The organism is Myxococcus sp. CA039A (genome assembly GCF_013336645.1).
Classification (GTDB): Bacteria; Myxococcota; Myxococcia; order Myxococcales; family Myxococcaceae; genus Myxococcus; species Myxococcus llanfairpwllgwyngyllgogerychwyrndrobwllllantysiliogogogochensis.
Window position 1 is genome coordinate 18,418 of record NZ_JABUMQ010000018.1, and the last position, 12,550, is coordinate 30,967.

The window sequence follows — 12,550 nt, forward strand, 5'->3', positions numbered from 1 at the left end:
CTCAGAGTCCGTTCGGGACCACGGTCACGGTGCCGGAGCCCCTGTTGGTCAGGATGAGATCGGCGTACCCATCCGCGTCCATGTCCGCGGTGGCGATGGCGTTGAGGCCAGGCGAGGCGCCGGTCGTGACGACGGCGCCCGCGGTGAAGCCTCCGTTGCCGTTGCCGGTCATCGGGCGGACGCCGCCCGAGGCCGCTGTCACGAGGATGTAGGCGTCGAGCTTGCCATCGCCATTGAAGTCATCGGCCACGACGCCCAGCGCCGAGTTGGCGGCCGTATTGGCCGCGGCGGTTGACTGAACGCCGCTCGCGAAGGTGCCATTGCCGTTCCCTCTGAAGAAGAAGAGGAACCGGCCGGCCGCGCCGTTCGAGAGGATGTCGAGCGTGCCGTCGCCGTTGGCGTCGCCGAAGGCGATGCCCGCCGTCTGGCCGCTGGCGGAATTGCTGTAGGCGACGGGTGCGGCGAACGAGCCGTCGCCCTGGTTGATGAGGATCGACAGGCGTGCGCTGGCGGGGCTCGTCACCACGATATCGGAGACGCCATCGCTGTTCAGGTCACGGCAGGCGATGGTCGACTGCGCGCCGCCGGTGTTCGGGATGCCGATGAACGTCGGCGCGCCGAAGCTGCCCGCGCCGGTACCGAAGAGCACGCTCACCTGGCTCAGGGTCACGCTTGTCGTGGCGATGTCAGCCACCCCGTCGTGATTGAAGTCCCCGGTGCAGAGGTGGACGGAGCCCGGGGTGCCGGTGGTGAAACTCGTGGGCGCGCCGAAGGTCCCGGGCGCGCTCGGACCCAGGTTCTTGTACACGCTGATGTTTCCGTTGATGAGGAGCAGGTTGGTCTGTCCGTTGACGGTGACGGCGTCGAGCCACCCGTCGCCGTCCACGTCCACGGCCACGACCGCGTTGCTGGAGAGCGAGGCGCTCCCGTAGTTGACCTCCGGCTGGACGCTGGCGTCGCCGTTCCCCAGGAAAACGGAAAGCGAGCCAGAGGGGAACAGGATCGACCCCGATTCGGCGTTGGCCACCAGGATGTCGAGCTTGCCGTCGCCATTCACATCGGCGACCGCCGGGGCCAGCGGGTTGTGGTTCGCGGGGGTGCTGACCGGCGTGCCGGGGACCTGGCCGGGGGGGGCGGCCTGGCAGGTGGCGTTCGAGCAGATCTGGCCCGTCGCGCACACGATGCCGCAGGCGCCACAGCTATCGGCGTCGCTCTGGAGATTCACCTCGCAGCCGTCGGACGAGTCCCCGTTGCAGTCCCCGAGGGTGCCGGAGCAATCCTGGCAGTTGGGCCCCTCGTAGGTAGGCGCGCACTCGCAGGTGTAGCTACCCACGCCGTCGATGCAGGTGCCGCCATTCAGGCAGGGGCTTGCGGCGCACTCGTCGATGTTGGTGCAGGTCACGCCGTCGCCCTCGTAGCCCGCATTGCAGGCGCAGGTGAAGGAGCCCACGGTGTTGGTACAGGTGGCGTTTTCGCTACAGTTGTCGGTACCGGCGACGCACTCGTTGACGTCGACGCAGGTGCCGCTCTGGCACGTGAGGCCGTCGCAACAGGGGACCGTGGCGTCGCACGGCGCGTTCACGGACAGGCAGCCCTGGCCGCTGCACGTCGGGTCGTAGATCGGCGAGGTCGGGTCGAGGCTGGTGACGTAGTCGCCGTCGTGAGCGCTGTGCGCGTTGATACACGCCTGCTCGCTAACACGGACGATTGTGTAGGGATGAGTCGTCGAGCTGGTCTTGTGGCAGATATGGACCTTACCATTGACGTCGAAGTAGTCGCACTGGTCGGCGGTGAGGGCGGAGTCGGCCGAACCGACGTACGCGTCATTGTCTTCGACGGAAATCGGGCTGCAACCGCCGATGAGGCCGAGCAAACCGGCCCCCGTGATCATGATGACGAGCGAAATTGATTTGTGTTTCATTGAGTTCCCCCCTGAAAGGACGCACCACGGCCTCGCGACGGCTTGCGCGGAGCTCGCGGGCACCAAGCTAGACTGACGTTGAACGCGGGCTGTTTTTATTCACCCGCAGTGAAATTTATAACGCCCCGATGGTGGCCTGTCAATTACCAATTCATGACCGCGGTAAGATTCCTGCCGATTCGGCACAATGCCCGTAGTTTCGCACAGCCAAACCATGCATGAGTCAGCACAAACCCATCACAGATTCGACGCTGAGTCGCCCGCAGGTGGGCAGCGCCCCGACGACGCAGACGTCCTTGGGCGTCTTGCCCGCACGTCCCTTCGTGTGGAGACGAAGGCGAAGAGGTGACGAGCCGCCTGATCGCCTTCTTCGAGAAGGTCTGATCTCATGTCCGAGGAGCGTGGGATCACACCCGACGTCCGGGGCGTCCCGTGGACCGAGCGGGATGACGAGAGGCGCTCTTTCTACAGATGCATGATCCGATGCCTCCTTCCTGCGACGCTGCTCCCAGGAGGAAGTCCATGCACATCGCACGTGTCGTCGTCTCGCTGTCCGCGCTCTTCCTGGTCTTCGTCGGATGTGGGGGTGAATCGTCACCGGAGCTGGAGCCCAAACAAGAGGCTCACTCGACATCGCACGCCCTCGCTGGCGTCTGCGACGGCGTCACCTGCAGCGGTCATGGCGTCTGTCGTGACGAGGCAGGCACCGCGCGCTGCATCTGTGACGAGGGCTTCACCGACGCCGCCTGCGCCACGCGCGGTGGCGACTACGGACGGCGCACACTGCTCGTCCCGGGGATGGCGGACCCCGACGTCTACAAGGAACACGATGACCTGTTCTTCCTGTCCGGCACCGGCAACGGGTGGCAGTTACCCATCTACGAGACGCGAGACCTGACGAGCTTCCAGCTCAAGCGCTCCTATGACCCGTCCGTGGCCGACCCCGTGTATGACTATTGCTTCCTCTGGGCCCCGGACCTCGGCAAATACGAAGGCGTGTACCAGCTGTACTTCTCGGCGCACCGGGTCCCCAACGGCGCCGCGTGTCCTCCGTCCGGCCAGGAGGTGACCACCTTCGTGGCCACCGCTCCCGACCTGAACCTCCAGTTCGGCGCGCCCCAGCCCATCAACGCCAACACCACCTGGCCTCGCACCTCCACCGGCACCGGGTGCCTGCCTCAGGGCTGCAACCGGAACATCCGCATCGACTCGGCCACGTTCAATGACACATCGGGCCGCTGGTTCTTCTATGTCTGGTTCGACCGGGGCAACAACATCTCCTCCTTCAACACCGCCGCCCCCGGCACCGTCTACAACCACGCGGGCCCGGCCATCTTCTCGACGCCCGCCTACGAGGAAGGCATCAACGAGGCCCCCGAGGTCTTCAAGCGCAACGGCCAGTACTACCTGCTCCTCAGCGGTGGTTGGTACAACAGCCAGTACGCCATGTATTATGTGATGGGAGACTCCATCCCCCAGCTCACGCGAGCACGGGCGGTGCGGCGACTCTCCCAGCCCCTGCGCAACACCGCTGGCAGGCTGGTGCAGAGCCACGGCCACAACGTCATCGTCGAGCGCCGGGGTGAGTATTTCAACATCTTCCACGTCGGCGCCTTCGACGCCTCGGGCAACCTCACCTCGCGCAGCACGTACAAACAACGCGTCGCCTTCAAGCCGGACGGCTCGCTGCACTCGCTCAACCAGGTGAACGTCCGGTGGAACAAGCTGACCGGGTACAGCTACTCGCTCGACGTCGTGCTGCGCGACGGCACGGTGGTTGGCCCGTGCCTCTCCGTGGCCGTCCTGGGACAGGCCAACAAGACCGTCTTCGACGGGGTGTGCCGCAGCGCTGGAGACCGCGTGGTGACCAAAGGCGACATCGCCGCCTTCCGCATCTTCTATTCGAACAACAACGTCTGGGGCCCCTTCGTCGAGCGGGCCTATGACGGCATCTCCGACGACGTCACCCTGGACCTGCCGGGTGGCTACACGCCCTTCGTGGACTTGAGCTGGAGCGAGGAGGAGACCACCGCTCAGTACTCCATCGACGTGCAGCGACGAGACACCGGCGCGTGGATTGGCCCCTGCATCGGCGTCACCTCCGTCAACAAGAGCCTCTCCTGGACCTACCTGGGGCGCTGCGACACGCCCGGCATCAACGTGCCCTCCTCCAACATCCAGGCCTTCCGCATCTGCTCCGCGGTGAATGGCGACTGGGCCCGTGCCCGCTGCGGCGCCACGCCATATGACGGGCGCGGCATGCACTCGCACATCGTCATCCCCTGAGCCGCCTGTAGCTCCCCTCCGGGTGCGCAGGCACGACGATGCCACCCGGAGGCCCATACATGCCTCCCCAGGACGGCCTCGCAACCCATGGACTTCCCAGGGAGGTGCTGGCTCCAGGAGGCACGCAGCAGGCGCCCCGACGGTGACTGCGGTCATGAGGAGAATGGCGCCAGATATCTCACCGGGGCGCTGTTCTCCTCGCCATGTGACGGTCCACCTCACTAGCGTCTGGTCCGAGGCGCGCCACGTTCGGCGCGGGAGTGGACAGCCATGGCGCGGGACGAGGTCGAGGAAGCAAGCTCCAACGAGCTCAGCGAGAGCACGCCGGAGGGCAAATCCAATCCGGAGTTCGAAGCCACCCTCCTCAAGGACCCGGACAACGTAGAAACGTACCTCGTCTATGGAGACTGGCTCCAGAGCCAGGGCGACCCACGCGGTGAACTCATCGCGCTCCAGCACGCGGCATCGAAGGCCGAAGGCGCGGAGGCCAGCGACCTCAAGCGCCGGGTAACGGCGCTCATCCAGAAGCACCAGGCGCTGCTGCTCGGCTCGCTGGCGACACCGTGGGCCGATGAGGAACTCTCGCTGGAGTGGCACCTGGGGTTCATCCGCGCCGCGAGAGTGGGTCGCAAGGAATTCAACTCCACGCTCGATGTATCGGAGACGGTGTCGACGCTGCTTGCCCACCCTTCCGCGCGATTCCTCAAGTCACTCACCGTCGGCATCGTGACGGCGGACGGGGGGAACGACTACGAAGACGTCACCCAGGCCATCATCCAGGCCAAAGGCTCATCGACGATTCAGAGCCTCTTCCTCGGCGACTTCGACTACCCCAGGGAATTGGAAATCTCCTGGACCTACCTGAACGGCGTCTCGGGGCTCTACGCGGCGCTGCCCCACCTGCGCTCGCTGCGGCTGCGCGGCGCGGCCCTGGACCTGGGCGAAATGGACCTGCCAGAGCTGCGCGACTTCACCCTCGAGACAGGGCGTCTGCCGTTGGCGGTCGTCAAGTCCATTGCCAGCCCTCAAGGCCCTGGGCTTGTGCAACGCGGAGTTCACGGACGAGCTGGCGAAGGCGTTGCCCACCGCGAAGGTGCTCCCCCAGCTCGAGAAGCTGGACCTGTCCATGGGCTGTCTGTCTGACCTGGGCGCGAAGGTGCTCGCGGACAATGCCGAGGCGTTCAAACACCTCAAGCACCTGGACGTGACGGAGAACACGCTCACCCCGGAGGGGGCGAAGCTGGTGGCGAAGCTGGCGGACACCGTGGCGGCGGGCAACCAGCGCAACTACGACGAGGATGAGCGCTACGTCGCGGTGGGCGAGTAGCGGCCAGGTCTCGTCAGGGACGAATTTTCAGCAATCGCGGAAGCACCTCGCACATCGACAAACCGTGAAAGGGATACGACCGAAGCCAAAGGCTGGCGGCGTATCCCCTTTGTCATCGAGTCGGGCCGGCCCCTCTCGGCGGCACACACGTCTTGAACGGAGAATCCCTGTGCGCGTTGCCTCGTTCCTTGCATTCATTCCTCGCTTGATCGCCCTGGGGTTGGGCCTCTTCGGTGCCCAGGCACTCGCGGGCTATGCGCCCTACGCTGACGGTCATGTCCTTCGCGCCTCCGACACCACGAACCGCTATGTGGTGGCGGGTGGCGCGAGGTTCCTCATTCCCGCTGGGGAGTGGATCCACTACGTCTTCGCCCCCTCGGTGACGCAGCCCCAGGCCACCATCAACACCTATGAAGTGATTCCCAGAGACGGCACGCTGATCCGCGAGCTCAGCGAGACAGCCATCTACGTCGTGGTGGGCGCGAAGGACTGGTGGGTTCCGAATCCCACGGAGCTGGGCTTCTGGGATGACACCACGAGCGTCAACAACGTCCCGACCGGGTCGCGGGACGTCTTCCCCATGCTCGTGTACAGCGCGCTGATCCAGGACCGCACGTCGAGCGACATCTATCTCTTCGTCGCGGGCGCGGTGTTCCCCGTCACCACCCCCGCGGACCTCGCCTACTTCGGCGGCTCGTCCGCCGTGAAGGTCGTTCCCCTGGGCACGGTGGGTCAGTACACCAACGAGGTGTATTGCGGAACGCTCCTCCGCGAGCGCTCGAGCAGCACCGTGTACTACATGGGGTATCGCTCCAGCTCTCCCACCATGTGGAAGGGCGAAGTGACCGGAGTCACCGCGGATGGCGTCGTGCCGGATGGCGCGCTCTCCTCGTTCCCGCTGCTCCCCGGCATTCCGTCCTGCATCTGGTAGTGCGCTGACTCCGAGGGGGCCGGGAGTTCGCCGGCCCCCTCCTTCTCCGTGGAGCCACGAGGCCGCAGTTCACCGCAAATTCACGTATTACGACTCTCTCTTTCTTGGTAAACGAGTCACTGAAACCAGTGAAACCGACTCGGGAAGGACCCAAGAGAATGCGCGCGCTGAACAAGCTCTTCGTTGCGGCGGTGTTTGTCCTGATGTCTGGCGGCTGCGGAGTCACTGACACGGACCTGGGCGGCGATGGTGCCGCCCGTCAGCTCGAGCAGGACTTCGGCGGCCCGAGCGGTCTCATGGAGTTCTTCGAGCACCACACGGAGGAGGAGATCCGGGGGGCGCTGAAGCAGTACGGCGTCGGCTACGTCATCCACGGGGAAGTCTCAGAGGCAGCCATCCGCGACTGCCCGAAGTACTTCCCGTCGGCCGACCGGAACATCTGGCACAACTTCGACGGCGAGTACTACTTCATCGACACGGCGGGCCGACCGAGCCGGGCGTACAAGAACCTGCCGCCCATCACCGCCGCGCCGCGCGTCGACTCCTGTCAGACGACCGTCGGGCAGTGGGGCGACGCGGAGAACTCCAGCAACGACTATGACGGGGGACACCTCATCGGCTCGCAGCTTGGAGGATGGGGCGGGCGGGCGAACCTGGTGCCTCAGGATGCCAACTTCAACCGTGGCAACTGGGTGCAGCTCGAGAACAAGATGGCCAAGTGCGGGAGCCTCCCGAGCGGCCGTATCCGCTACACCATCGGCGCGAACTACCCGAACTCCACCACGCTCATCCCCAACAACATGACGATGGAACTCAGGAACCAGTCCTCGGGCGCCAGCGTGTCCCTGTCCTTTTCGAACACGGACGGCGGCGGTACGAGCGGCACGGCCACGCGGACCCGGGGCGTGGACTGGCTGACCAGCCAGGGCTGCAACTGAGCAGACCTTCGCAGTCGTACGCTATTCGCGCGCTTCACAACCGCGCGCAGGGAAGTCTGGTGTGCAGGCACCCTCCCGCGACACGCACGGGGGGGTGCTCGGAGCGAACGCGGAGGGACGGACATCGGCGAGGGCCGTGAGGACTGACGCCGTGTCGAGCGCCACCCTCTGAGTGCCGGGCGAGGCGTGGACCCCTGGGGACGATGAGTCCGAGGGGGCCGCGCCACAGCCCGTGTTGCTCGGCGACAGCAGCGCGAGGCCCGTGAGGCAGAGGGAATACAGCGCGCAGTCGACGACGTGTCGCAGGAGATGCACCGAGGCAGGTCTTTCGCGAGAGGAACCGCGGCCCAGTGCAAGTGAAGCGCCACGCGGCCTCCCGTCAGGTGTCGTGCAGGCACGTCCTCGCGTCGCGTGCGCGAGGGACGCAGCGCGCAGGCAGGGCGTTCCTCCAGGACGCACACCTCCCGCGATGTGACAAAGCCGCCCTCTGACGGGAGCGGCCGGCCAGGACATGCGCCGGGCCACGCACGCCACAAGAACGACTCCCCGTACGGGTACCTGTCCCTGGCGGAAGTCCGCGACCGCGCCACGGCGCCGCTCGAAACGAGCGCCATGAAACCCCATTGACAGGTTACGGATTCTCGAACATACCTCCGTCCGTAACCTTCTTATCGGGTTACGGAGTTCATCCGACGCGGAGGCGCACCCATGCAGTTGGAAGGCAGGAAGGTGATTGTCGTTGGGGCTGGCTCAGGCATCGGCCGGGGCGTGGCCATCGTGGCATCCGAGGCAGGCGCCCACGTGGTGCTGGCGGGCCGCAAGCGCGAGACACTGGAGGCCACCTCGGAGTTGATGAAGGGCCCCCGTGAGGTCCGTGTCCTGGACGCCACGGTGGAAGCAGAGGTGGCGGCCTTCTGTGAAGGGGTGGGCTCCTTCGACCATCTGGTGAGCACCGTGAGCCAGGGCGCCGTCGGCCCCCTCTCCGGACTGGGCGCCGCCGCCATCGAGCGAGCCTTCGCCGCGAAGCTCTGGGCTCCCCTCTTCCTGGTGAAACATGCCGCGCCGCGCATCTCCCCGGAGGGCTCCTTCACCTTCTTCTCCGGGTTCCGCGCCTGGAAGCCCGCGGTCGGCACCTCCATCACCAGCCTGGTCAATGGAGGGCTCGAAGCCTTCACCAAGGCCATGGCCGTGGAGCTGGCGCCGGTGCGGCTCAACGCCATCTCTCCGGGCGTCGTGGACTCCGGCTCCTTCTGGGACCGGCTCGGTGCCGAGGCCCGCGAGCGACTCTTCGCGGACTACGCCAGCAAGGCTCCTGCCCGCCGCGTGGGGAGGACGGAGGACCTGGCCGCCGCCACCCTCTTCGCCATGACCAACCCCTTCCTCACTGGCACCGTCCTCAGCGTGGACGGCGGTGGGGTGCTGATGTGAACGGACGGAACCCGATGACTCGAAGCCAATTGCGCGCCCTCCCCACCGTGTCCCTGCTGCTCCTGGCGGTGTTGCTCCCCTCACGCGAGGCGGACGCCGGGGAGAAGTCCTTCAAGGAGCAGCTCGTGGGGTCCTGGACGCTCGTCCTGGTCGACAACGTGATCCCGGATGGGAAACGCGTGCAGCTCTACGGTGCCGAGCCCCAGGGCCTGCTCATGTTCGATGGCCAGGGGCGCTACTCCATCCAGATCCTCCGAGCGGGACGCGCCCGGTTCGCGTCCAGCGACAAGAACCAGGGGACGCCGGAGGAGAATCAGGCCACCGTGCGCGGGACCAACTCCCACTTCGGCCGGTACTCGGTGAACGAGGTGGAGCGCACCGTCACCTTCCACATCGACCACGCCTCGTTCCCGAACTGGGAGGGAACGCAGCAGCGGCGCACCTTCACGCTGACGGGCGACGAGCTGAAGTACATCGTCCCCGCGCCGACGACCGGTGGAACGGGCGCCGTCGGCGAGGTGAAGTGGCGGCGCGCGAGGTAGCCGCGACGTCCGCGAGCCCCCAGCCCTTTTCTTCCAGGGGGCCTACCCCTGGAGGAAGCAGGCGCCAGCAGGCGGCGAGTTCCCACCGCAGAGGCGTGTCAGCCGACCAGGAGGCGAGGCTGATCGACGAGGTGCTCCGTGTTGGACTCGTTGCTCGGCCGCTCCCGCCTCGCGTTGGGGCGGCGGGCCACGACAGGGGCGCTCCCGCCGAGCCAGTCCCACTTCTCTCCGTCCCAGAGCTGCTCGCGCCAGGTGAGCTGTGCCGCGGCCTCGCGCGCCTTGTCTCCGTGCGCGATGAGCGCCCAGCCCGCGCGTGACTGCTTGCACTCACCACTCTTGAACTTGAGCAGGCGGCGGTGCCCCTGGGCTTCCTCGCGGTCCGCGTCCCAGAGCGCCTGCTGCTTGCCGCCCGGCCCCTCGTAGTCCACGCCGTTCCACTCACACCAGGCGATGACGTCCTTGAGCCGGACCAGCTTCGCGCTCCTCGACAGCGAGAGTTCCGTCACGGCCGCCACGAGGAGGCCTGGGGAGATGACACGCATGGAAGAAGCCCCGTTGCAGGTCAGCGAATGCAGCCAACCTACTGCGGCGGTATAGGTGGAAGGTCCATGGCGACTCCATGCCTTTGTCATGGTTCTGTCATGGCGCACTGAGCACTTGACTCACGGCGTTGAAATCAGCGCGCGGCGTCATCGCACGACGCACTCCGACAGGGCCCGCGAGCCCCCACTGCCGGTGGCACCTGCGCGCAGCGAGGGTGAGGGCCGGACTGGTGGCACAGGCCGAACACACCTGGAGTCCACGAGCCATCCGCGGCCCCCGCCCTCCCTGGGTGGTGGCTGGAACCGACTCAAGCAGTGATCGGCTGTCTGCCAAAAGGCGTGCGCTCACGGGCTTCAATCAAAGACTGTGATTGCCTATCTCCCTGCCCTTCCTGGATACCCTCCGCATCCTCTCACCGGGCGGGCCCCTCTGGCGCGTTCCCGTCGTCGGCACGAAGGCGGTGAGGGCCGCCTGAGACGGTGGGTGAGTTCATGGGGGCTCGAAGGACTCGGACGGAGACTCGGGGCGAACCCCGCGAGAACGAGGGACTGTCACTTTCATGGAGTGCTAGCATTCGCCGCCGCCGCGCCGCCAAGGCTCGCACTCCCTCCCGCGTCATGAGCTGGCGCTGGGAGTCAGGTGGGGTCCTGGCGCGCTTCGAGGGTGGGGACTGAATGAGCACAGGTCGTGTGATGGGATTCGAGGCGCGTTGCGCCCTGCTTGCGGTATGGGTCTGTGTCCTGGGGGTGTCGTGTGTGAAGCGCCCCGTGGACTACGCGCGGGAACATGCACAAACCCTCGCGCCAGCGAAGCTGGAGACTTCGTCGCAGTCCTCGGCGGGTCCGGTTCGGAAGGTTCGGGTCCGCGTCTACGCGGATGCGGACTACCGGGAACAGGTGATTCGCTGGCGAAGCAGCATCGTGTCCCAGTTGCAACGCGCGAGCGCGGTGGTGCGAGGGCCGCTGGGCGTTGTCTTCGAACTCGAGTCGACGCGCGAGTGGGCGCATCGCGGCGTCGAGGGCGAGCTGGAGGGCTCCCTGGCCGCGCTGGAGCTGGCGGACCCGGGTGAGGACGTGGACCTGGTGGTGGGCTTCGTCTCCTCGCTCAAGTTCTTCTCCTCCGCGCAGCATGAGCTGGGCATGGCCCGGATGTTCGGGCGCCACTGTGTGCTGCGCGAGATGGGAAACCCGGAGGAGGTCCGCGCCATGATGGAAGCGCTGATCCACCTGCCGGCGGACGAACAGCAGACGCTCTACCAGCAGCGCAAGGCGCACAAGGAGACGTCCGTCTTCCTCCATGAGTGGGCGCACACGCTGGGGGCCTTCCACGTGCGCAGCTCGCACTGGATGATGTTCCCGAGCTACGCGCCGAATCAGGCGGCCTTCGCGTCGCAGACCCTGGCGTTGCTCGCCACCAGCCTTCGCCATGCGTCCGCGGGTCGTCGAGATGACGAAGCCGCGCGGGCCTGGGCGACCGAGCTGGGTGGGCAACTGGCCTCGACGACCTCACCGGACTGGGAAGGTCCGGAGAAGCAGGCCGTGGTCGACTGGCTCGCGAAGGTCCGCGAAGGCAAGGCGCCGCTGGTCCAGCACGAGCCCAAGACAACCCTGTCGCCGGACGACCGGCGTCGGCTCAACGAAATCCTCGCGCTCGAAAAAGAGGGGCGTGTCGAGGTCGCCGCCCAGCAGATGGAGCCCCTCGCTCGACGCTACCCGGAGGACGCCCACCTCCAAGGTCTTGCCTGCTACCTGGACACGCGGGTCGCCCCCAAGCTGCCGGCGACCCGCGAGAAGTGCGAGTCCGCCGCCGAGAAGTTCCCCGACCAGGCCGCCGCCCTGCTTCAGCTCGCCGTCCTGGAGCTCCACCAGGAGCGTCACCTGGAGGCGCAAGGCCACCTCGTGCGCGCGCGGCAGCGGATGGAAGCGAACGCCGGAACGCCGCCGGAAGGCTGGGGAGACCTCGCGGCGCTCTTCAAGCAGACCTCCGCGCTCACCTGGGCCGAGCAGGCCACCCTGAAGATGGGCAATGGGTCCCGGACCGAGCCGTTGCGGACGTGGGCCCTGCAGACGCGACGATGGATGGCGCTGCCGGTGGATGCGACCGTGAGCGGTGTCGCGGTGGAGCGGGAGGGAGAGCTCATCCGCGCGGTGAAGGACATCGAGGTGTACCTGGAGAAGGGGCCGGCGACGAAGGCGCAGGCGCGGCTCGCCTGGCTGAAGCGGGAGTTCCCGCGCGCGGCGGTGCAGCACGTGCTCGACTGCGAGGTCCACATGCGCGCGGGCAGGTCGGGGCCCGCGCGAGCGGCATGTCGGCGGGCGGTGGCCGCGCACGAGGAGGCGGTGCAGGCGCACTTCATCCTCGGCTGGCTGGCCTCCACGTCCGGCCCTCGCGAGGAAGCACGGACGCACCTGGAGCGCGTCGTGGCGCTGGAGCCCCAGCACATGGAGGCGTGGCGACTCCTGGCGGACCAGTACCGTGCCGTGGGGATGACGGAAGCGCTGAAGTCGCTCCAGGGGCGCTATCGCGAGCGGTTCTCCCAGGAGCTGCGCTGACGCTCGACGCGCCGATAGAAAGCGGAAGCGGGCCCGGCTGGCGTTCCAACAGGACGCCCCGGGCCCGCGGTGTTTCCTGGAG

10 protein-coding genes are annotated in these 12,550 nt (G+C 66.9%); 8 read left to right on the forward strand and 2 right to left on the reverse strand.

Annotated features, from left to right (window positions below):
• Position 1: 1 nt before the first annotated feature.
• The gene (locus tag HR086_RS04610) at positions 2–1,921 is read right to left on the reverse strand and encodes an FG-GAP-like repeat-containing protein (protein ID WP_174463877.1); all 1,920 of its coding nucleotides are present in this window, start codon (positions 1,919–1,921) and stop codon (positions 2–4) included.
• Positions 1,922–2,443: 522 nt separating this feature from the next.
• On the opposite strand from HR086_RS04610, the gene HR086_RS04615 reads away from it, so the two are divergent.
• The 7 genes from HR086_RS04615 to HR086_RS04640 all read left to right on the forward strand — a co-directional run bounded on the left by HR086_RS04615 (position 2,444) and on the right by HR086_RS04640 (position 9,373).
• The gene (locus HR086_RS04615) at positions 2,444–4,207 is read left to right on the forward strand and encodes a family 43 glycosylhydrolase (RefSeq protein WP_254626171.1); all 1,764 of its coding nucleotides are present in this window, start codon (positions 2,444–2,446) and stop codon (positions 4,205–4,207) included.
• A gap of 270 nt (positions 4,208–4,477) precedes the next feature.
• Positions 4,478–5,350, forward strand: a complete 873-nt coding sequence (locus HR086_RS04620) for a TIGR02996 domain-containing protein (RefSeq protein ID WP_254626172.1) — start codon at positions 4,478–4,480, stop codon at positions 5,348–5,350.
• The gene (locus HR086_RS48305) at positions 5,334–5,534 is read left to right on the forward strand and encodes a hypothetical protein (RefSeq protein WP_254614784.1); all 201 of its coding nucleotides are present in this window, start codon (positions 5,334–5,336) and stop codon (positions 5,532–5,534) included. The genes HR086_RS04620 and HR086_RS48305 overlap by 17 nt, the downstream gene beginning before the upstream one ends.
• 169 nt (positions 5,535–5,703) lie before the next feature.
• A complete protein-coding gene (locus HR086_RS04625; RefSeq protein ID WP_174458319.1) occupies positions 5,704–6,465 on the forward strand; it encodes a hypothetical protein in 762 nt (253 codons plus the stop codon).
• A 158-nt stretch (positions 6,466–6,623) separates the two neighbouring features.
• Positions 6,624–7,403, forward strand: a complete 780-nt coding sequence (locus HR086_RS04630) for a DNA/RNA non-specific endonuclease (RefSeq protein ID WP_174464966.1) — start codon at positions 6,624–6,626, stop codon at positions 7,401–7,403.
• Positions 7,404–8,111: 708 nt separating this feature from the next.
• Positions 8,112–8,831: an SDR family oxidoreductase gene (locus HR086_RS04635; RefSeq protein ID WP_174458317.1), complete on the forward strand. Its 720-nt coding sequence runs from the start codon at positions 8,112–8,114 to the stop codon at positions 8,829–8,831.
• Positions 8,832–8,845: 14 nt separating this feature from the next.
• Entirely contained in the window at positions 8,846–9,373 is a 528-nt protein-coding gene (locus HR086_RS04640; RefSeq protein ID WP_217441674.1) for a lipocalin-like domain-containing protein, read from the forward strand.
• 98 nt (positions 9,374–9,471) lie between these two features.
• Here the strand turns inward: HR086_RS04640 and HR086_RS04645 are convergent, their stop codons facing one another.
• Entirely contained in the window at positions 9,472–9,915 is a 444-nt protein-coding gene (locus tag HR086_RS04645) for a hypothetical protein (protein ID WP_174464967.1), read from the reverse strand.
• Between the two features lie 756 nt (positions 9,916–10,671).
• On the opposite strand from HR086_RS04645, the gene HR086_RS04650 reads away from it, so the two are divergent.
• A complete protein-coding gene (locus HR086_RS04650) occupies positions 10,672–12,468 on the forward strand; it encodes a matrixin family metalloprotease (protein WP_174464968.1) in 1,797 nt (598 codons plus the stop codon).
• Positions 12,469–12,550 lie beyond the last annotated feature (82 nt).

What these genes read in the sequence shown, in the direction of transcription:
- HR086_RS48305 (WP_254614784.1), top strand. Translation starts at nt 5,334, where the DNA reads ATGGGCTGTCTGTCTGACCTGGGCGCGAAGGTGCTCGCGGACAATGCC.
- HR086_RS04630 (WP_174464966.1), top strand. Translation starts at nt 6,624, where the DNA reads ATGCGCGCGCTGAACAAGCTCTTCGTTGCGGCGGTGTTTGTCCTGATG.
- HR086_RS04615 (WP_254626171.1), top strand. Translation starts at nt 2,444, where the DNA reads ATGCACATCGCACGTGTCGTCGTCTCGCTGTCCGCGCTCTTCCTGGTC.
- HR086_RS04620 (WP_254626172.1), top strand. Translation starts at nt 4,478, where the DNA reads ATGGCGCGGGACGAGGTCGAGGAAGCAAGCTCCAACGAGCTCAGCGAG.
- HR086_RS04640 (WP_217441674.1), top strand. Translation starts at nt 8,846, where the DNA reads ATGACTCGAAGCCAATTGCGCGCCCTCCCCACCGTGTCCCTGCTGCTC.
- HR086_RS04645 (WP_174464967.1), bottom strand. Translation starts at nt 9,915, where the DNA reads ATGCGTGTCATCTCCCCAGGCCTCCTCGTGGCGGCCGTGACGGAACTC.
- HR086_RS04635 (WP_174458317.1), top strand. Translation starts at nt 8,112, where the DNA reads ATGCAGTTGGAAGGCAGGAAGGTGATTGTCGTTGGGGCTGGCTCAGGC.
- HR086_RS04610 (WP_174463877.1), bottom strand. Translation starts at nt 1,921, where the DNA reads ATGAAACACAAATCAATTTCGCTCGTCATCATGATCACGGGGGCCGGT.